24 protein-coding genes and 1 pseudogene are annotated in these 21,241 nt (G+C 30.3%); all 25 read left to right on the top strand.

The window, feature by feature from the left end:
* The first annotated feature begins 23 nt into the window (after nt 1–23).
* The 25 genes and pseudogenes from L3B96_RS08865 to L3B96_RS08745 all read left to right on the top strand — a co-directional run bounded on the left by L3B96_RS08865 (nt 24) and on the right by L3B96_RS08745 (nt 20,681).
* The gene (locus tag L3B96_RS08865; protein ID WP_238860399.1) at nt 24–251 is read left to right on the top strand and encodes a hypothetical protein; all 228 of its coding nucleotides are present in this window, start codon (nt 24–26) and stop codon (nt 249–251) included.
* A complete protein-coding gene (locus L3B96_RS08860) occupies nt 248–865 on the top strand; it encodes a tyrosine-type recombinase/integrase (RefSeq protein WP_238860397.1) in 618 nt (205 codons plus the stop codon). The genes L3B96_RS08865 and L3B96_RS08860 overlap by 4 nt, the downstream gene beginning before the upstream one ends.
* Before the next feature lie 271 nt (nt 866–1,136).
* Nucleotides 1,137–1,625: a Xaa-His dipeptidase gene (locus L3B96_RS08855; RefSeq protein ID WP_238860394.1), complete on the top strand. Its 489-nt coding sequence runs from the start codon at nt 1,137–1,139 to the stop codon at nt 1,623–1,625.
* A gap of 13 nt (nt 1,626–1,638) precedes the next feature.
* A complete protein-coding gene (locus tag L3B96_RS08850) occupies nt 1,639–2,052 on the top strand; it encodes a hypothetical protein (protein ID WP_238860393.1) in 414 nt (137 codons plus the stop codon).
* A gap of 133 nt (nt 2,053–2,185) precedes the next feature.
* Nucleotides 2,186–2,650, top strand: a complete 465-nt coding sequence (locus L3B96_RS08845) for a phage terminase small subunit P27 family (protein ID WP_238860391.1) — start codon at nt 2,186–2,188, stop codon at nt 2,648–2,650.
* Complete coding sequence (locus L3B96_RS08840; protein WP_238860389.1) at nt 2,650–4,329, top strand: terminase TerL endonuclease subunit; 1,680 nt, start codon at nt 2,650–2,652, stop codon at nt 4,327–4,329. The genes L3B96_RS08845 and L3B96_RS08840 overlap by 1 nt, the downstream gene beginning before the upstream one ends.
* A gap of 17 nt (nt 4,330–4,346) precedes the next feature.
* Nucleotides 4,347–4,562, top strand: a complete 216-nt coding sequence (locus L3B96_RS08835; protein WP_238860387.1) for a hypothetical protein — start codon at nt 4,347–4,349, stop codon at nt 4,560–4,562.
* Nucleotides 4,562–5,824, top strand: coding sequence for a phage portal protein (locus L3B96_RS08830; RefSeq protein ID WP_238860385.1), 1,263 nt, complete (start codon nt 4,562–4,564; stop codon nt 5,822–5,824). The genes L3B96_RS08835 and L3B96_RS08830 overlap by 1 nt, the downstream gene beginning before the upstream one ends.
* The gene (locus L3B96_RS08825) at nt 5,796–6,086 is read left to right on the top strand and encodes a head-tail connector protein (protein WP_343073082.1); all 291 of its coding nucleotides are present in this window, start codon (nt 5,796–5,798) and stop codon (nt 6,084–6,086) included. Before L3B96_RS08830 ends, L3B96_RS08825 begins: the two co-directional genes overlap by 29 nt.
* Before the next feature lie 16 nt (nt 6,087–6,102).
* Nucleotides 6,103–6,696, top strand: coding sequence for an HK97 family phage prohead protease (locus tag L3B96_RS08820; RefSeq protein WP_238860381.1), 594 nt, complete (start codon nt 6,103–6,105; stop codon nt 6,694–6,696).
* Between the two features lie 49 nt (nt 6,697–6,745).
* Nucleotides 6,746–7,828 (top strand): annotated as a pseudogene (locus L3B96_RS08815) (phage major capsid protein).
* Between the two features lie 51 nt (nt 7,829–7,879).
* Nucleotides 7,880–8,227: a phage head closure protein gene (locus L3B96_RS08810; RefSeq protein ID WP_238860379.1), complete on the top strand. Its 348-nt coding sequence runs from the start codon at nt 7,880–7,882 to the stop codon at nt 8,225–8,227.
* A gap of 8 nt (nt 8,228–8,235) precedes the next feature.
* Complete coding sequence (locus L3B96_RS08805; RefSeq protein ID WP_238860377.1) at nt 8,236–8,592, top strand: HK97-gp10 family putative phage morphogenesis protein; 357 nt, start codon at nt 8,236–8,238, stop codon at nt 8,590–8,592.
* A 10-nt stretch (nt 8,593–8,602) separates the two neighbouring features.
* On the top strand, nt 8,603–8,959 hold the full coding sequence (locus tag L3B96_RS08800) for a prohead protease (protein WP_238860375.1): 357 nt from the start codon (nt 8,603–8,605) through the stop codon (nt 8,957–8,959).
* A gap of 6 nt (nt 8,960–8,965) precedes the next feature.
* Entirely contained in the window at nt 8,966–9,550 is a 585-nt protein-coding gene (locus L3B96_RS08795) for a major tail protein (protein ID WP_238860373.1), read from the top strand.
* Between the two features lie 70 nt (nt 9,551–9,620).
* The gene (locus L3B96_RS08790) at nt 9,621–10,004 is read left to right on the top strand and encodes an RNA polymerase subunit sigma (RefSeq protein ID WP_238860370.1); all 384 of its coding nucleotides are present in this window, start codon (nt 9,621–9,623) and stop codon (nt 10,002–10,004) included.
* Between the two features lie 125 nt (nt 10,005–10,129).
* Nucleotides 10,130–10,234 (top strand): hemolysin, encoded by a 105-nt coding sequence (locus L3B96_RS08785; protein WP_238860368.1) that lies wholly within the window; start codon nt 10,130–10,132, stop codon nt 10,232–10,234.
* 17 nt (nt 10,235–10,251) lie between these two features.
* The gene (locus L3B96_RS08780) at nt 10,252–13,527 is read left to right on the top strand and encodes a phage tail tape measure protein (protein ID WP_238860366.1); all 3,276 of its coding nucleotides are present in this window, start codon (nt 10,252–10,254) and stop codon (nt 13,525–13,527) included.
* 1 nt (nt 13,528) lies between these two features.
* Nucleotides 13,529–14,233, top strand: coding sequence for a phage tail domain-containing protein (locus L3B96_RS08775; protein WP_238860364.1), 705 nt, complete (start codon nt 13,529–13,531; stop codon nt 14,231–14,233).
* Nucleotides 14,233–15,918 (top strand): phage tail spike protein, encoded by a 1,686-nt coding sequence (locus L3B96_RS08770; RefSeq protein ID WP_238860362.1) that lies wholly within the window; start codon nt 14,233–14,235, stop codon nt 15,916–15,918. Before L3B96_RS08775 ends, L3B96_RS08770 begins: the two co-directional genes overlap by 1 nt.
* An 18-nt stretch (nt 15,919–15,936) precedes the next feature.
* On the top strand, nt 15,937–17,964 hold the full coding sequence (locus L3B96_RS08765) for a NosD domain-containing protein (protein ID WP_238860360.1): 2,028 nt from the start codon (nt 15,937–15,939) through the stop codon (nt 17,962–17,964).
* Between the two features lie 99 nt (nt 17,965–18,063).
* The gene (locus tag L3B96_RS08760; RefSeq protein WP_238860358.1) at nt 18,064–19,101 is read left to right on the top strand and encodes an acyltransferase family protein; all 1,038 of its coding nucleotides are present in this window, start codon (nt 18,064–18,066) and stop codon (nt 19,099–19,101) included.
* Nucleotides 19,102–19,178: 77 nt separating this feature from the next.
* On the top strand, nt 19,179–19,415 hold the full coding sequence (locus L3B96_RS08755) for a hemolysin XhlA family protein (protein ID WP_238860357.1): 237 nt from the start codon (nt 19,179–19,181) through the stop codon (nt 19,413–19,415).
* A 15-nt stretch (nt 19,416–19,430) separates the two neighbouring features.
* Entirely contained in the window at nt 19,431–19,826 is a 396-nt protein-coding gene (locus L3B96_RS08750) for a hypothetical protein (protein WP_238860355.1), read from the top strand.
* Nucleotides 19,827–19,895: 69 nt separating this feature from the next.
* The gene (locus L3B96_RS08745; protein WP_238860353.1) at nt 19,896–20,681 is read left to right on the top strand and encodes a GH25 family lysozyme; all 786 of its coding nucleotides are present in this window, start codon (nt 19,896–19,898) and stop codon (nt 20,679–20,681) included.
* Nucleotides 20,682–21,241: the final 560 nt, after the last annotated feature.

Genomic DNA, 21,241 nt, shown 5'->3' with positions numbered 1-21,241 from the left:
TTGTTTGGAAAGAAGGTGAGAATGTGAAAGAAATATATTTGATTCGCATTTGTGGTAAATGCAAGAAGACAAACATTTTAATTAATGATGAAGTTGAGGACACAATAAAAAAGGGATACTATATTTCATGTTCTCACTGTGGAAGTAAAAGAATATTTAAAGAAAATGAGGCAAACGATTTACGTAGATGTATGGATAGCAATGTATACAAAAGAGTAAAGGGAAAGATAAGGCAGGTGCATTCAGTTTGAGAAAAAAAGGAAGGAATGCAGCTATAGTAATTAAAGATCCTAAGGATTTACAGAGAATTGCTAATAGAATGAAAAGTTATAATTATCCAGCATATATACTTTGGAGTATAGGAGTTAATACTGGATATAGAGGTGGAGATTTAGTAAAACTTACAGTTGCAGATGTTAAGAAAGCTATACAAACTAATGAACTAGTAATTCAAGAAGAAAAAACTAAGAAGACTAGAAAAGTAAAGTTTGAAAGAGTTGTAAAACTGAGCAATAGGCTTATAAAAATACTTCAAGAATATATTCAAGATAAAGAGGACGCAGAATATTTATATTGGTCACAAAAAGGGGAAGGCGTAGAACCATTTAAAGAAAATATATCAAGAGAAGCATTAGGAAAGATTTTTAAAAGTGTACTTGAAGAGATTGGCATATTAGGTTCAATTGGAACACATACAGCACGTAAAACATATGGATATTTTCAATATATAGAACGCGATAAGGATATCTATTATGTCCAAAGATTGTTTGGACATGCCAAGGTAACAACTACTATGGAATATATCGGATTAGATGAAGATATATTGCAAGAGTCAGCAAAGATATCAGATAAATATGTGTTTTGATATGTGGGAAATATTCATATTTTTTTAGCCTTAAATACCTTATTATTTAATCCATAAATATTAAAGGATAAAAATTAAAGACATATAGAAGTAGGAATATTAAAAAATAAATACCTTACTCTGTAAGTAAATGAGGTATTTTATAGCTTAAAACATACTATAAGTCAGCTAAATTATTACGCTAAAAAGTAGGGAAATAAATGACCTAGAGAATAGATAATAATATCGTAGCACTTTGATTTGTGAGTGCTACGATAAGGAGGTGTTCATTATGGCAAGAAGTGATAGTTATCAGGAACTTATAGAGAGCCGCTTAGATGAGATAGAATCATGGGTTGAGTATGGTGAAACTGATAAAGATATTGCTGAAAAATTAGGTGTGGGATATTCCACATATAGGAAATATAAAACTGATAGCGTAGCACTTAAGGGTGCAATTGCTACAGGAAAAGATAAGGCTAATCAATCGGTTGAGAAAGCACTACTAAATAATTGTTTAGGATATAAATATACAGAAGAAGTTGCAACAAAAGTAAAAGAAGAAGTCTTGGCGGATGATGGTAAAACTATATTAGTTCAAGAGAAGGTAGTTATTAAACCTGTTAAGAAATATAGTAAACCAGATTTAGCAGCACAAAAGTTCTGGTTAGTTAATAGGAAGTCTAAGATGTGGAGCGAAGATCCTAACAAGGTGCTTAATGATAAGAAGCTTACCAAGTTAAAAGAGAAAGAAGCTAATTCAAAGATTATTGGACTATAAGGAGTGTTACTGTATGGCTATGTACAGGTTATGTTCTGTATGTGGTAATAGAGTCACATATGGAGGTAAGTGTGAATGTGAAGTAAAGGAGAAGAAAGAAAAGTATAAGCATTATAAGGAGAAGAGGACAGATAAAAGAGAGCAGGAGTTTTATTCAAGTGGTGCATGGATTAAGTGTAGGAATAGCGTAGCATCCAATCAATTTGGTTTAGATATTATTGAATGGAGCAAAGGTAATATAGTTCAAGCCGAAGCATATCATCACATAATAGAAACTAAAGATGATTGGAGTTTAAGGCTAGATGCAAGCAACATAATTGGATTAACAAAAAGAAATCATATAGAAATTCATAGAATGATGAATAAAAGCCTTGAAGAAAAACTAAAAGTTCAAAATTATTTAAAAGAATTGCTAAAAAAAATTTGAAAAGGAGATATTTTAAACCCGGGGGAGGGGCTGAAAGTTTATATAAAGGGATGGAAAGTCCCAGGTGCCCTCTCAGTCAGATAAAATTCCCAAAATAAAAATTTGAAAAAATCGCATGAAAGAAGGTGAATTTTTGGCTAGACCAAGTAAATCAATAGAGAGCCAAAGTAGACATAATACTAAAGCTGAAATTAAATTAAGAAAAGAGAATGAAGAGAATCTAAAAGGTTTAGCTGACAAAATAGATAAACCACCAAGTTATTTATCCAAAGAACAAAAGAAAATATATAAATTTATAATTGAAGAATTACTAGAAACAGGAATATTGACTAATTTAGATGTATTTGTGTTATCTACTTGTTCTATTGCAGTTGACCGACTTCAAACTATAGAAACTATTATAAATAAGAATATAGGAAGTTTGGTAAACAAAGATTTAATGAGTGCAAAGGATAAATATACAAAAGATTTATATAGGTGTTGTAGTGAATTATCATTATCTCCACAAAGCAGAGCTAAGCTAGGAAATCTAGCTTTGGATAATAAAGAGAAAAAAGAAGATCCTTTATTGAAAGCTCTACAGGATGATGAAGATTAATGAAGTTATTGGATGATGCATTAAAATATTGTAAAGATGTTACTGATGGCACTGAAATTACTACAGATGAAGTCAAGCAGCAGTGTAAAAAGTTTCTATATGATTATGAAATAAAGCAATATGAAGATAAGTTTGAATTTTTTTTATGTGCAAAAAAGTTAAAGATTATAAATAATCTTTTGAAAATAATAAATTATGCAACAGGATTTGTCGCTGGAAAAAGTGTTTATGATGGAATCGTAGGATTCCAGGCACTTATTCTAGTGGCTATTTTTGGTTGGAGATATAAAAATGATAAAAATAAATTCAGGTATAGAGATGTAGTTTTATTTATTCCTCGTAAAAATGCTAAAACATTTTTAATAGCACTCATATTTATACTATTAATGCTAACAGAACAGAATTTTAGTGAGTTTTATTCTGTATGTATTGATAGAGATTTAGCAAAGGAAGTACGTAAGGCCATGGCACAGATAATAACAGCGAGTCCAGCACTAGAAAAACATTTTTTTGTATCAGAAAGTGAAATAGGTGTTATAAAGTGCACACTAACACATAGTTTTTATTATCCACGTACGAGTAAAGCAAATAAGAATAACTCTATTAGACCAGCAGCAGTATGTGCAGATGAAGTTGGAGCATTTACAAGTAATGATAATATACAAGCTATGAGAAAAGGTCAATTAAGTGTCAAAAATCCACTTATGTTTAAAACAACAACTGCTTATGCTGAAAGTGATTCAATAATGCTCGAAGAGCTTGAATATGATAGAGCAGTGCTGGAGGGAACTGTTACAAATGAACGAATATTTATTCTTTTGTATTATGCACTTAGAGAGGAAGTGTGGGATGATATGGCAATTTATAAGGCAAACCCGTTAAGAGTGGAAGAAAACTACGAAGAAATTAAAAGCGATAGAGAGATTGCTAAAATAAAAATATCTGAACAGGAAGAGTTATTAACTAAAAACTTTAATATTTTTCTTGATACCAATGAATTAGATAAGTATTTAGACATTAGATACTGGAAGAAATGTAAAGTTGATAATATTAATTTTGAAGGTAAAGAGGTTATTGTTGGTGTAGATTTATCAGTTACTACAGATTTAACTGCAGTAAGCATTATGTATAGAGAAGATAATAAAATTTACTGCAAATCTCATGGATTTTTACCAGAAGATAGTTTGGCAGAACGTAGAGAAAATATTGATTATAGACATTATGCTGAATTAGGATATTGTGATATTCATAAAGGAATGACAGTAAGCTATACAAAAGTTGAAGAATATATAAGAAGCATTGAAGAAACATATAATTGCAAAATTATATCCATTGTAACAGATCCTATGAATGCAAAAGAAATGATGGAAAGGTTAAGCGAAGATTTCGATGTAATAATGTTAAAACAAACTTATACCAATTTAAGTCCAGCAACAAAAGAATTTCGAAAGCTTGTTTATGATGGAAATGTGTTTTACGAAAAGAATGAATTACTTGATTGGAATATGAAGAATGCAATTACTACAAAAGGTAAAGCAGATGATGAGATGCTACAGAAAGAAAATAAGAATAAGCAAAGAATAGATATGGTTGCTGTATTAATATTTGGAATGACACAATTAATAGTTGAAGAAGAAAAATATAGTGCTATAGATACCCTTGATAAGATGGATTGGTAGAGAAATGAGGTGAGATTTTGAAAAAAGTCAAAGAAAAACTTAAGAATATAATTAATAGAACTATTTTCAATGACATATTTGTTATGGAAATGGTCTTTTTTATTGGAGTTTTCATAATTATTCTTACTAACTTTTCTATAAATATCAAGTTTGGATTTTACTCATTGGGATTTATTTTTATTGCTTTCAGTATATTTTTATATAAATTTACAGGAAAGCGAGGTGATAAATAGTGATTTTTAATAGATTACTTGAGAAAAGAGAGACAATTAGCGTAAATGAATGGAAAACAATGTATTCATTTGAGAATGGTTATGATATTACTCCGTTTGATATTGAAATGAAAGAAAGCACTTATTTTAGTTGTATAAAAATCATATCTGAGAGTATTGCTAAATGTACTTTACAAGTAAAAAAGGAAACAGAAAAGGGGGAAGAGTTAGCTAAGGATCATTATTTATATGACAAACTAAGAATACGACCTAATGATTATATGTCAGCGATAGATTGCTATAAAGCCTTTGTAGCATTATCAAAACATTGGGGGCACTCTGGTCTTTTTATTGATAGGCAAGGAAGTAAAATAAATGGATTATATTCAGTGAAAATTACAAATGTAACAATAGATAATGCAGGATTAATTAAAAGTATAAAAGGAAATAAAATATTATGGGATTTTGAAGGTGTAGAAGGTGAGATCGGCAGTTGTTTTGATAAAGATATAATAATGCTAAGGGACTTTACTATGGATGGAATTAAAGGCAAAGCAAATAGGAGCATTCTTTCTGAAAGTTTAGATAGTAGTCTTAAAAGTCAAAATTACTTAAATAAACTTTTTAGCAATGGGCTTACAAATAAAATAGTTGTTCAGCTTACTAGTGACATTAAAGAGGAAAAGGAACTCAAAAAGGTTCAAGAGAAATTTGATAGGATCTACACTAATAATGGGCGGGTATTTACTATACCAGCAGGTTATAATGTTCAGCCTATGAATTTATCTTTAAGCGATGCACAATTTACTGAGTTGAGAAAATTATCAAAAGAAGAAATAGCAAGTAGCTTTCAAGTTCCGTTAAGTAAACTGGGGATAATGAGAGATACAGCAGTTAGTGAGGAACAGGACAATATAAAGTTTTTAACTGATTGCTTATTAATAATATTTGAGCAAATAGAGCAGGAGATGGACTGGAAGTTGTTAACTCAAACTGAAAGAGAGATGGGATATAAAATACGCTTTAATATTAATGTACTATTAAGAACTGATAGTAAAACTCAATCTGAGGTAATTAGTACCTATGTAAAAAATGGGGTTTATGACCTTGATTATGCTAGAGATATATTAGGCGTACAAAAAATAGGTGGTGAATTGATTATTACTTTACCTTCAGGACAAGTTCTTTTAAAAGATTTAATTAATGGTAATGTTAGTTACCAAAAAGGAAAGCAAAATACTACGCCGAAAGATGGTGATAATATTGACACTAAATGTTGTTAAAGATTATTTGAAGATTGACTATGAAGATGAAGATAATTACTTAACTGAGCTGCTAGAGGTATCTCTAATATACATAGATTCTATGGTAGGAGAAGGTTATAAAAACGATGAAAAGGCGGTTAAATTAGCTGAAATACTTCAGAAAAAACTAATATCAGATATGTATAACATTAGAGGTACTAGTATAGATATTAAAACTAAACAAGATAGAATTGTTTCTAGTATATTAGATAAGCTTAGTAATTATAATACAGAATCTTGAGAGGAGGTGAAAATTTATGCAAGTAGAAATTAGGTCAGATCATGTAGTAGTTAGGGGATATGTTAATGCATGTGAAAGGGATTCTAGAGAGTTACCTTCGCCAAAAGGAAAATTTGTTGAGCAGGTTAGAAGTGGAGTTTGGCAAAGAGCATTGGAAAGGACTAGTGATGTACCAGTATTACTTAATCATGATTGGAGTAGAAAACTTGGATCAACAAAAGATAATCTTAAACTTAAGGAAGATAATATTGGTTTATATGCGGAAGCTAGGATATATGATTCTGATGTCATTGAAAAGGCAAAAAATAATAAACTAGTTGGGTGGTCATTTTCTTTCATACCTCAAAAACAAAGCTGGGGAAAAACGGATACAGATGTTGAGAGAAGATATCTTGAAGATATTATATTAAGAGAAGTATCTATACTTGATAATACACGTACACCAGCATATTATGGAACTAGTATAGAGGCTAGGGATAATGAAGAAGTTTGTATTGAGCAAAGATTTATACAGGATCAAGTGGAAGTAATTCCATTAGAGGAAGAAAAAAGAGAGGATGAAATAAATCTAAAACTTAAATTAATGGAATTAGAATTACAGATTATGTAGTTCTTTTTTTATACTCTATTTTAAATAATGAAAGCGAGGACGTTAAAATATGAAATTAAAAGATTTATTAGCATTATTAGATAGTAAGAAAACAGAAGTGAGAAGTCTTATAGCAGAGCAAAAGGTAACAGAAGCTGAAGCTAAAATGTCAGAAATAAGAAGTATAGAAAAAATGATAGAAATTGAAAAAGAATTAGAAGAAGCTGAAAAGAGAGATTTAGAGTCTCAAAGGAATGAAAAAAAGGAAACAAAATTAGATAAAGTTGATGAAATGAGAAGCATTGTTAAGAAAGTCTTAGGTCAGGAGTTAACAGAAGAAGAAAGAGCAATGGTTAAGACAACAGACAATTCAGCAGTTTTACCAAAACAATTTGTAAATCAACTTATAGAGATAGAAAAAGGATATGGATCATTAGAGGAATATGTTGAAGTTATTCCAGTAACAAAGAATGAAGGAACAATGCCAGTATCAGAAGTGGATGAAGATGAATTGCCAGAGGTTTTAGAAGGGGATGATATTACTGATGCAACGTTAACAACTTCAGATATAGCATTTAAATGTGCTAAAGTTGGTGAGATTTACACATTAACATCTGAATTACTTGATGATGCAGAGGTTGAAATTTAAGGCTTAGCACGTAGAAACTTTACAGCTAAAACTGTAAGAACTAAAAATGCAAAAATTATGAAAGTCATAAAAGATAATGCAGCTGCATTTACTGGCGTTGGAAGTTATGAGGATATAAATACAGATATAGACGAGGCGGTACCAGCAGTTAAAGCTGGATTAGTGACATTCACAAATCCAAAAGGATATTCAGTATTAAAGAATATGAAAGATGGGCAAAAGAGACCTTTAAATTTAGTTACGGAAGTAAACGGAAAATATTATTTTAATAATAAAGAATTAGTTGTAGTAGATGAAACTTTATTACCAACAGCAGAAGGAAAAACAGCTACTTTTTATGTTTGTAATTCTAAGGAACTTGTAAAGTTATTTAAAAGAAATGAGTTTACAGTTGCCAGAAGTACAGAAGCAGGATTTATAAATGATACAGTTAAAGTAAGGATTTTAGGAAGATTTGATGTAAAGAAAGGATATGCTAGAAATTGTTATGCAATATCATTCTAATTTAAAGGGTAAATTTTTCTACCCTTTGAGTTTAATATGAGGTGATTATAATTGAGTAGCGTAGAAATGGATCAAAGAATAGTAATAAGCGAATACATTGGAGAAAGTCAAAATGATAATGGTTTTGATACACCAAATTGGGATGATACTTATTATTCATGTTGGAGTGCATTTAAACAAATAAGTGGAAAAGAGTTTCTATCTGCAAAGGCTAATAATAGTGAAAATGTAGTTACCTTTACAGTTAGATATTGCAATAAAACTAAGGTGTTATTAGTACCAGGAGCAACAAAGCAGTATAAAGTGATATATAAAGAAAAAGATTATGATATATTATTTTGTTCTGATTATAAGAATCTCCATCAATGGATAGATATAAAGGCAGAAGTTAAAGGCTAGGTGATTACATGAGTGGAATTGAATTAGATGGTTTTGAAGAATTAGAAGCATTACTTCAAGATATGACACTTACTGAAGCTGATGAGAAGAAAGCGATGAAAGATGGTATAGATGTAATTTATAATACAGTTGAAAGTAATACTCCGGTTGGAGAAAGCGGAGATATGAAAAGAAAAATTAAAGAAAAGGTTAGTAAGAATGATCTTTCTTTAATAACAGGTCAAGTTATAATGGGCGCTTGGTATACAGGCTTTGAAGAGTTTGGAACTAGCCAACAAAAACATCATGTTGGATTTTTTGAACGATCTGTTAATAGCTCACAAGATGAAGCTTTAGAAGTATTAGCAAAGGGATTATTGAAGTAGAGGTGGTGTGATGGTTAATATTAAGAAATTAGTAAAAGACACATTATCTGATACTGAAATATTAAATTTAACAGCAGATAAAAAAGTTTATTTTATACATGCCAATAAGCCTAATACACCATACGTTGAATATGAGATCTTTGATGAGAATGGCGAGGAGTGGGCAGAAAATAAAGAGATAGCAACAAACTTTTATTTGCAAGTAGATATATTTAGCAAAACAGATTATACAGATTTAGAGAATAAAATTAGAGAAGTAATGACAAACGCTGGCTTTAATAGGAGTATGGCTGCTGATTTATATGAAAATGATACGCAGTTATTCCATAAAGCTATGCGTTTTTTTATTACACTGGAAGTGAGGTAAAAATATATGGCTATTGTAGGTTTAGAAAAGCTTTATTATTCAAAGATTACAAAGGATGATTCTACAGGAATAGTATTTGATAAACCAATTTATTTACCAGGTATTAAAGAAATTAAGATTGCACCGAAAAGTAATACAGCAAAATTATATGCAGAAAATAAGGTGTGGGATCAAACAACAACATTAGAAGATATTGAGGTTACTGTAAATGTAGCTGATTTGACTAATGCACAATCTGCTGACTTACTAGGACAGACTATTGCAACAGAAGGAGGAACATTTGCATCATCTGATGATATTGCTCCATATATAGCATTGCTTTATGCTGCAAATAAATCTAATGGCAAAAAGAGATATGGAATTCTTTATAAAGGGAAGATGTCTTTGCCAGATGATTCTAGCAAAGGTCAAGAAGGGAAAGTTGATTATCAGACACCAGAAATGAAAGCAACGTTCCAACCATTGCAAAATAACGCAATGTGGAAATATAACGTAGACGAGGATGATCCAAATTGCCCAAATGACATTGGGACTAAGTTCTTTGAAAGCGTGATTGTACCTACTAAAAAAGGAACAACACCAACTACTTAAGTATTTTAGACTCTCAATCATTTAATTTGGTTGGGAGTTTCTTATAAAGTGAGAAAGGAGATATAAATATATGTTTGCTGAAATTAGAAAATTGAAGATAGGTGAAAAAGAATATAATTTTAAAATGACAAATGAAACCATTTTGAAAGTAGATGATAAGTATGGGAATTACGGAACAGTACTGCAAGGGATAATGGAAGGAAAACAATTTTATACTAATGCATTAAGGCTAATGTCCTGTAGTTGCATAGATAAAGAATGCAAAACTGTAAATGACAAAGAAGTAGAAAAAAACAAGGAATTTAGTATAGATGAATTAATAAATTTATTAACACCTCAGCAGCTTAATAATGAAATACCTGCATTTGTAAAAAACTTATATTTTGATTATATGGGTATTGATACTAGTGCTAAGAAAAAGGATTCAAAGCCAAAGAATAAAGAAAAAAACTAGGTGACCAGTCAAAAGATCCTTATGAGATTAATTTTGACTGGCTTTTTTATATTAGTAAAGCTCATTTAAATTATACAAAAGCTGAATTCTTAGAATCTACACACGCTGAAATATATAAAATGTGGATGAATCATGTGAAATTTAATGGTTGGGAAATTAAAGATGAAGACGATGAAAATAAATCTAGCAATGAAAAAAGAGTTTATGTAGATGAAATACCATTCTTATAAGAAAGGAGGTAAAGTAATTGAGCGACTTAGAAAAACTAATAAAGGCCAAGATGGTACTAGATGATACTGGATATAATTCTAGTATTAAAGGTATAAATAGCAGTTTAAAAGAAGTTCAATCAGAATTTAAATTAGCTAGTGAAGGTCTTAAGACATTTGGAGCTACTAGTGATAGATTGAGATCAGCACAAGATGCACTTGCCAAACAATTTGATTTGCAATCTAAAAAAATTGATACTTATAGAGAAGCAATGGAGAAAGCTAGCCAGAAGATGAGTGATAATATCTCTGAAAGAGATAAATTAAAAGCTAGTTTGGAAAGCGCCAATAATAAGTATCAAGAAGCAATTCAGTTATATGGAAAAGAAAGTGAACAAGCTAAAAATGCTAAAGAAGCAGTAGATCAATTAACAACTGAGTATAGTAAAAAAGAAAAAGCAATTGAATCTAATGCTAAACAGATACAAAATTATCAAACTAATATGAATAAAGCTGAAACTGAGATGGTCAAAACTCAAGGAGAGCTTCAAAAAATAAATAATGAGCTTGATAAAAGTAATAATAAGTGGATTAGTGCAAGTAATGGTTTAAAAGAAAGTGGCGAGAAGCTAAAGGATTTTGGGAGTAAGGCTACTAATGTTGGAGATGGAATATTAAAAATTACAGCACCTTTAGAAGCAGCAGGAATAGCAGGAGTTAAATTTAGTACTGATTTCCATGATGGCATGGCCAAGATTAGTACTGTTGCTGATACAACTAATATCAGTATAGAAGACCTAGGAAAAGGTGTTATAGATCTATCTAATATGTCGGGAGAAAGTTTTGATACTATTCAAGATGGTATGTATGATACTATTTCTTCAGGCGTTGCAGCAGAAAAGTCGGTAAATTTTCTAACAACAGCGGTCAAGGCGGCTAAAGGTGGATTTACTGATACAGCAACATCAGTTGATGGATTAACAACTGTATTGAATGCTTATGGACTTAAGACAGAAGAAGTAACTAATATTGCTAATCAAATGTTTATTGCACAAAACTTAGGAAAAACAACTTTTGGAGAAATGTCTAGCTCTATAGGTAATGTCATTCCAACAACAGCAGCATTAAAAGTAACTACATCAGAGCTATTCAGTTCATTAGCAACATTAACTGCAAATGGTATTAAGACATCTGAAGCAGTTACAGGGTTAAAAGCAGCTTATTCTAATATAGCAAAACCATCAGATGATGCTGCAAAAATGGCAGAAAAACTAGGTTTAAAATTCAATGCAGCACATTTACAGAGCGTTGGATGGGGGAGGTTCTTAGAAGAAGTAAAACAAAAAACTAATGGTAATACAGAAGAATTGTATCAATTATTTGGTTCTGTAGAAGCAGTTAACACTGTGCTTACTATGACAAGTGACCAAGGAATGAACTTATTCCAACAAAGTATGGATCAAATGACCACTAATACGACTGCATTGGATGATGCATTTACAAAAGTAGACGAAACTGCTGGTAATAAAATGAGAAAAAACTTTAATGAATTGAAAAATGCAAGTATAGAACTAGGAGATGCATTAGCACCAGTAATGGAAGAGGTTACTAGTGTAATTGGTGGCTTGACATCAACTTTAGAAGGTATGGATAAAGGAACTGTAACAACTATTGCAGATGTAGTAATGTTTAGTACTGCGCTAGGTGGAGTTCTAAAAGTAGTTGGTGGAGTGTCTAGTGGGATTGGAACTGTAATTAATGTAGCATCTAAATTATCTGGTGCTTTAGGAACTGCAACTGTAGCTACAGAAACAGTTGCAGAAGCTGGAGCGGTTGCTGGAGGAGTCGGAGGTGCTACAGGATTTGGTGCAGTGGCTACAGGGATGGGTGGCGCAGTTGTAGCTGCAGCTCCATACATTGCAGTGGCTGGTGCAGTTGCTTTAGCTGGGTATGGAATATACAAAGGGTTAACGCAGGAAGTTGTACCAAGTGTTGATTTATTTGCAGATAAAGTTGAATATACTTCACAAACTGTACAAACCGAATATGGAGCTATGGCTCAAAATGTTGCAACTAATACAATAAAGATAAGCGAAGCAACAAAAACAGCAGTAAAAGATTATTTAGATATGGATCAAAATGCTAAAGCCTCGCTTCAAGACCTATATATTAATGGAAATGTTATTACAGGACAAATTGCAACTGACACTAAAACTAAATTCGATAGTATGACTCAGAGTATTATACAAGGATATGAGAAACAGAAAACTGATAGCATATCTAAGTTACAAGAGTTATTTACACAACAAAATACACTTACAAGTACAGAACAAGCTGAAATAATGCAAAAGACAACGGAATTCTATACTAATAGGCAAACGCAAACTCAGCAATATGAAGATCAAATTAATAAAATAATTCAGAATGCAAGTAATGAGCATAGAACGTTAACGAGTCAAGAGGTAACTGACATAGGACAATTACAAAATCAAATGAAAGAAAATGCGGTAAAATCACTTTCTGATAATGAGGTTGAAGCACAGGTAATTTTACAGCGTATGAAAGATTATGATGGAAGAATCACTGCTGAACAGGCATCGGAGCATATTCAAAAATTAAATGAAAGTAGAGATGGAGCTATTAAAGTTGCTAATGATGAATATGATCAAACTGTTGCAACAATAATTAAGCAACGTGATGAGGTAGGTTCTATAACATCAGAGCAAGCTGATAAAATGATAGCAGATGCAACCAAGCAAAGAGATGATACTATTCAAAAGGCACGAGAAACTCGTGATGGAGCAGTTGAAAAAATAAAAGGAATGAATAGTGATCTTGAAAATAGTGTAGATACAAGTACAGGTAAGATATTAACATGGTGGGATAAATTGAAAAATTGGTGGAGTAGTTGGATTCCATCAAATAAAACATTCTCCTATAATGTAAGTGGGAATGCTTCAGATGTAGATGCAGCTGATGCAGATCAATTAAGAATTGGAGAACACTGGACAGGTGGAGTTATGGAAAACTCGGGTTTAACTACACTTCATGAAAGAGGATATGAAGTTTACCAACTTAAGGCGGGTACAAGAATTTATAATCATGATGCAAGTGAAGATTTAGTCTTAAAAACTGCTGAAAGTGTAGCTAATAAAGTGGCTAGTAATATTGCTCAAAATTCTTACACAGGTTCAAATGGACAACCTATTATAATTCAGGTTCCAGTTAATTTGGATGGCAGAGAAATTGCTAGAGTTTCAACTCCATATGTAAGTAGAGAATTGGCATTTAGTTCAAATAGAAGGAAGTGGTAGAGTGTCATTTATATTCTATAATAATTTAAATAGCTTAGATGATTTAGATTTAATAATAGAAAATATTCCAATCATACCAGCTTGTAATATTATATACGAAACAATATCAATTGATGGCGGAGAAAATCTTACAAAGATTAAAGGATTTGAAGATATAAGTCTTAGTTTTGATTTTTGGTATAAAGCTAATGAAGATGAATATCTAATGAAAAAATCTAGAATCGATAATTGGCTGCTAAGTTCAATGTCTAAAGAACTTTTCTACAGTATGGATGAATTTAAAACTTACAAAGTGAAGCAAGTTAAAATAAGCGAGACAAAGACAACAAGTAATATAGTAAGGCGATTTACTGCAACCTTTACTTGCAATGGATTAAAATATATGACAAGCGGGTTAAAATCTAAAACTATAACATCTAATGGAACAGTATTAAATAATTTTGGAACATATAAAGCTAAGCCTATATTAAAGATTTATGGAAATGGAAACATAATTTTAAATATAAGCAAGACTACTTTCACTGTAAAAAATGTAGTTGATTATGTGACAATAGATTCAGAAATAAAAGAATGCTACAAGGATAATATTAACTTTGGTAAAAATATGACTGGTGAATGGCCAGTCTTTTCTATTGGCCAAAATACAATTTCATGGTCTGGAGCTGTAAGCAAAATAGAAATAACACCTTACTGGAGGTGTTATTAATGGTTAGATTATTCAGGAGTACTGAAACAGATTTTACTCATAACGAATGGGTATTGAATGAAATAATATCATGTAAGGTTACTGAAGAAATAAATGAAGATTATACTATGGAACTAGAATATCCATTGGAAGACACTAAAAATATTTCTAGTAACTTAGTAACTGCTTCAATAATTTCTACTCCAACGATTGATAGTAGAGATAATCAGCAATTTAGGATAATTCAAAAAGAAACTAACTCTAATTCTATTAGTGTTCAAAGCCAATCTAAATTACTGGCAGATTTAAAGGAAAATAGAGTTAGAGCTATGACTATTGTAGGAAAGACTAGAAAAGAAGCTATACAAATTATATTGGATAATGCTTTGGATTCTCATAGCTATAAAGTAGGTGATTTGGATACAAATACTAACACTAATGTGATATTAGAAGTTAAAGAAGGAAACTTATTAAGTGCTATTATAGGTTCAGAAAATAGTGTTTTATCTGAATATGGCGGTGAATTTATAGTAAGCAATGAAACTATAGATATAGTTGATCAAAGAGGGGAAGACAATGGTGTTGTTATTGAATATGGAAAAAATATATCTTCGATAAAAGAAACTATAGATAACACAGATTTAGCAACAGTTCTTATACCAAAGTCAGGAGACTATAGATTGCCAGAATATCAGATTGTAAGTCCTAATGCTGGGGCATATGAAAAGAAATACTATCGAGATGTTGAATTAAATTTGAATATTTGGGATGGAACTAATACAAAAGATGAGAAACAAATTACAGTTGAAGAAGCATATAAGATTATGAGAGATACTTGTAACAAGATGTTTAATGAGGATAAAGTAGATCAAATAACTTTTAGCTATGTTATAGATTTTATAGAACTAAGTAAAACAGAAGAATATAAAAATTATAAAGCTCTAGAGAGTGTAAAGTTAGGAGATACGGTTTATATCAAACATAAGAAGTTAAATCTGGATTTACAAGGTAGAGTTAATAAAATCAGCTATACAGTAGATTCTGAGGGAAATGCAACAATAGATAAAGTTGAAATTGGATTTGCTAGAAAAAATATAACGGATATTATAAGCGATACTGTAAAGCAAATACAGTTTGCCAAGCAAGAGATAGTTTTACAAGTTTCAAATTCTGAGAAAAAGATAAACGCAAGGATTGATTTACAGGAAGAAAAGATTGATGCAGTAGTTGAACAGGATGGAACAGGAATGGGATGGGAGCTAAGTAAAAATGCATTTAAGGTAGCTTGTGTAGGCGCTAGTGGTGCATATGTAATAATAGATGTGAATGGTTTAGAAGTTCATGATGGTAAGTTTAGACTTTACAAAGACTCTAAGTTAGTTTTTTATGTTAATGCAAACGGAAGATGTACTGCTGATGGTGGCTTTGTTGTAGATGATGGAGACGCAAACTATAAGCTAGATAAAAATGGTCTAAGTATGACTAATGAGAATGGATATACAAGTAGAATTTATGTGGCAGACAATGCAACCACTTTAGTTGCTGATGATGATTTTGAAATTACTAATACTTTAAATGTAAAAGATAGTGCTAGATTCAGAGCTTACTCTAGATTTTATGCTGGTGTTGACTTTGACAGTGAAAATATAAACATAGGATCCAGAACCTTAAGAGAATATATAGAATATGTAGTAAGCCACATGTAAAAAGGAAGGTGAATAAATATGGCAATACAAGATTTAACAGCAAGTTTAGACCTTAAACAAAATTTAAACATTTATATTACTTGCAAGCAATTTGATAATTTAAATTTGATTTTAAATATATTTGACAATAGTGTGCAAGCAAATTTAACTGGATATAATGTGAGATTAAAAGCAATGAAATCTGACCAAGTTCCATTAATTCAAGAGCATACTGGAATAACTATAAATAGCAATTTAGTTAACATTAATGCTGATGAACAGCTTACAACTACTGCAGGGGATACGCCTATAGAATTACAATTTATTGATTCTATAGGCAATAAGAAAGCGACTTTCAATCTAGTATTAAAGGTTGTACCGAGTGTAATTGCAGTAAGTGCAAGTATTAGTACTGCAACGTATACACTATTAGAAGAATTAGAGAATAAACTAGATCAAGCAACGGATTATTTTGAAAATTTAGAAACGTTTCAAGAGTCTCATCCTGATTTATTAGATTTGGATAATAGAGTTACTGAAACAGAAAATGAAATTGAAAATGCAAAAGAACCATATTCAACACTAAAGGATAAATTAAGTACAATAGGAAATGATATGTATATTAATGTAACAAAACCGCCTTATAACTGTACAGGTTTAGGAGTAGTAGACGAAAGCGAAGGATTAATCCAAGCTTTTGATAATGCAATATCCCAAGGTAAGACATTATATATACCTAGTGGAAATTATTTAATTCAAAATACTATTGCACCAACAATGATTAATAATTTAAAGGTTTTGTGTGATGTTAATGTGAAGTTTATAGCAAGCTCTAGACTAAACAATAAAATATTTCATTTTAATAATAATAGTAGTACTTATTATTCTATAGATTGGTATGGAGGATATATTGATGGAAGTGCACAACCCAATGATGATGGTACAAGTTCAACAGCATGGGATGCATTTTACATTGGAGAATATTTTGACGATGTAAAAATAGAAAATTTAACAATATATGCTGGTGCTGATTATGAACATTGTGGATCAGATAGCGGAATATTTGCCGTTGCTAAAAATATTACAATTAAAAATTGTACATTTATTGGGGTATGGGATTCTGCAATTTATTTAAGTGCTAATAGTTCTATGGAAATAGGCGAAAAAGCTATAATAAATAAATGTAGATTTGTTAAGTGTACTAATGGTGTCATATCTAAGAGAGGATTTTTAAATTATATTGTAACAGATAATTTTTTCACTAAAACTAAAACAGCTATAGCAACAGGAGTAGCGGATTTGCTTTTACCTGGTAAACAAAATATAATAGCAAATAATATTATTATACAGCCTGTAGTGGGAATACAAGTTCAAATATCAGATTATACTGTTGTACATGGTAATAGAATAGTTGACATAGGATATAATTTAAATAATTCAATTTTAACCACAGGTGGAACAGGAATAAGAATATCAGGTTCTAAGGATTGTATAGTTAATAATAATTTTATAGGAATGATTAATTATTCAACTGTAAATTCTAATTTTACAGGAATTTCATCCGAGCCATATACTTTTAATTCTATTTTATACAATTCTACTGATAATACTGTATCCAATAATACTATAGTTGGAATATCAGTTGGAATACGTGAATCGGATTCAAATCAAAGCTCAAAAATGATATTTAATACAATACTAGGAACCTCAGCAAGATATATAAAATATGGAGCAACTAGTACTTTTGTAGGTTATACAACCGAATCTCAGAATCGTATAGATATGGATTGCATAGCTGCAATTGGAGGGGTTTATGGTAGTGAGTCATTATTAGTGGTGCAAACACCAAATGCAGTAAATAAAATAAGGATTGATGGAACTGTAACTGGATCAGCACCGATAATATCCTCTTCAGGAACAGATACCAATATTGACTTATCATTATCGCCAAAAGGAACTGGGAATCTTAAATTTGGAACATATACAGCAACTCCAGGAACTATAACAGGTTATATTGCAATTAAGGATAGTACGGGAACAATAAGGAAATTGGCTGTAATTTCTTAGCTATATTTATATTTTTTGTTTAAACAAATACCGTAATTTGTAATATAATGTTATAATGTACTAAATAAAATATTATATTGCAAAAAGGAGATTAGGTAAATGCAAAATAAAATAGCTTCTAGTAGAATAGAATACTTAGATATAGCTAAAGGTATTGGTATAATAATGGTAGTATGGGTCCATGCCTCCGGTCCATTTTCATCCTATATGTCTCAATTCCATATGCCATTGTTTTTTCTTATATCAGGATTTCTATTCAACAGTTCAAGTTCGCTTAAAGATTTTATTATAAAAAAAATAAAAACATTGTATATTCCATTTATAAGTTGTAATATTATTTCAATTATATTACAAACAACAAAAAGTGGAAATTTAAAAGCATGTTTTAAACAGATATTTGAAATATTATTGACGCTAAATAAAGATGGAGTTTTTTTTGGAGCTACATGGTTCTTAGGAGCTTTGTTTTTTATTTCTATTTTGTATAAAATATTACATTATTGTTTAGAAGACAGTTCTTATAAAATGTATTATATTACTGCTTTTTTTATTGTATTAGCAATGATTGGATTTGAAATAACATTTCCTTATATGCTAAGCAGAACATTGATACTTGGAGTATTTTATGCACTTGGCTATTTAATAAAGATAAATAGAGAAAAAGTTTATGAATTTAATAAACCTATTATTATAGTACTTTCTTTTATTCTATTTGTTATAATTAGCTGTTATAACCTAACTGATTTAGGAAAAAATAAATATGAATATAAATCTCTTTTTATTTTTGGAGCCATATTTGCGATTCAAGTTACTTTTTATGTATCAGAAATAATTAGTAAATGGAAATCAAGATTATTATTAAACATAAAAAAAATGTTTATATTTTTAGGTGAAAACAGTATAGATATATTAATTTGGCAATTTGTTATGTTTAAAATGGTAGTCTTATTACAACTATATATTGACAAAGTTCCATTAAATAATGTTTGGCGTTATTATCCAACATACAATACAAAACATGGTTGGTGGTTAATTTATACTATTTTAGGAACAATCTTTTCTATAATATTAGGTAAAATTTTAAGTGACGTATTATTTAAAAATATTATTAAAAAGATATATTATGCAAAAAAATAATTATCAAGAACTATTAGCACCTTCAAGGTGCTTTTTTGTTGCACATTTTTACAAAATTTGAAATAGGAAGGTGACTTATGAATGAAGAATTAATAAAAGACAAATTAGAAACGCATGATAAAAGGCTTGATAATCATGGGGATAGGCTTGATAAACTTGAACAGGATGGAAGAGAACTAAAGACAGAACTTAAAAATTTATGTGAAAATCTTAAAAACTTAACTAGCATGATGAAGTGGTTTATAACTGCAATGGGAGGAGCTTTAATTAGCTTCTTTTTTTATGCAGTTCAAACAGGAATATTTAATAAATAATTGGAGGTATGTAAAATGATAAAACAAATTTTAGGGCTAGTAATGAGTATATTAAAAAATAAAACATACATGACAACAGCTAGAGAGGTATGGAGCATTGTAGACGAGAACTTTAGGATTGCAGAAAAAATTGAAGATAAATTTAGAAGTAAAACTGAAGAATTCGATAAATTATTGCTTGCTAAATTTCCAGAACTAACTAAGGAAGATGTTATATATTTTAGGCAGGCAGTTGCAGGAAGTGTTAATGTGGGGAAGGAAGCAGTATTAGATAATTCCGTAATTATGAAGGAATTACAAGAATCAAACGCTAAATTACAAGCAGAAAACGCAAGTCTAAAAGATCAATTAAGCAAATTCCAATCGCTTGCAGCAGCAACAGTAAACGCAGATGTGCAGCAAACAGTATAAGCTTAGTTTTTAGGGTGACCTTTAAGGTTACTCTTATTTTTATATTTAAAATAAGAAAGGAAGATATAAATGAAAGGTATAGATATAAGTAATCATAACGGAAATATAAATTTTAACCAAGTAAGAACAGCAGGAGTAGAAGCTGTTTATATTAAAGCTACAGAGGGAACAACATTTAAAGATAGTTATTTAGATACTAATTATTTAAACGCACATTATGTAGGATTAAAAACAGGGTTCTATCATTTCTTAGTTGGAACTAGTGAGCCAGAAACTCAAGCCAATAGTTTTTATAATGCTATAAAAGATAAAAGCAGTGATCTTATTCCGATGCTAGATGTAGAAACTAATTTTGATGGATTAATGGAGTATATTCTAAGATTTATTGCTAAATTTAAAGAGCTATCTAATATGCAAATAGGTATTTATACTTATACTAGTTTTATGGATAACTTAGATAATAGAATTGCGGATTATCCATTATGGGAAGCAAACTATAATAATGATCCATGGAAATTAAATTCTAATTTCTTCACTAATAGAGTAGGACACCAATATAGTGAAACAGGATCTGTAAGCGGAATAAATACTGATTGCGATATGAATGAGCTTAATGAAGGAATATTAAATAAAAACACTGGATATGTTGTTACAAACTATTTACCTAATGGCTATCAAGGAGATAATAGTTTTAATGGTGTTGATGCTGATTATGTGCTTCAATATTTCAAAGATGTTAGGTGTTATTTCAGAGGAAACGAAAAAGGGGTATGGATTGAAACTCAAAATATATCTATGAGCAAATGCCTAGAGCTAAAAGAAACTTTGGGAAGCTGGTTTTATGATATAAAGTAATATGGTATAATGATTATTACTAAATTGCATATACTCTGTTTAGTAAAGGTAGACTAGGTAGAATACTTAGTCTACCTTTTTTGCTTTAATATAATAATTCTTATAAATCAGATAAAAGTAGTCTTGTATAATTTGTGGAATTATGGTATTATAATGTTACACACAAAGCTAACAGCGATAGTGGATAGCGTTAGACTCCCAAGATAATTACAAGATTCTTTTTTAAGCATTAAGTCTTGTAGGGTAGTAAAGAGAAATCTTTATTACCCTTATTTTTTTGCAAAAAAACCTGCTAAGAAAAATCAACACTTTTTTAGTAGGTTTTTTAAAATAAATATTTATATTTAGAGGCATCGCAAACAAGCCCACCAGATATCCTGCTTAGCTCAGAAAACTTCTAAATTCCTAAAAATCAGGTCATATATATTTCTTTTAACCTAGCATAGTAAATTCTTAGAAATTTATTAAATGCAGCAATTTTAGCTACTTTTTGGCTTTTCCCTCTGCTTCTTTTTTTATCATATATAAATATATTGCATCATCTTGAGGCTTATTGCTCT

It is taken from the genome of Clostridium sp. YIM B02569 (genome assembly GCF_022320765.1).
Taxonomy (GTDB): Bacteria; Bacillota; Clostridia; order Clostridiales; family Clostridiaceae; genus Clostridium; species Clostridium beijerinckii.
This window is presented reverse-complemented; position numbering and strand designations above follow the sequence as displayed.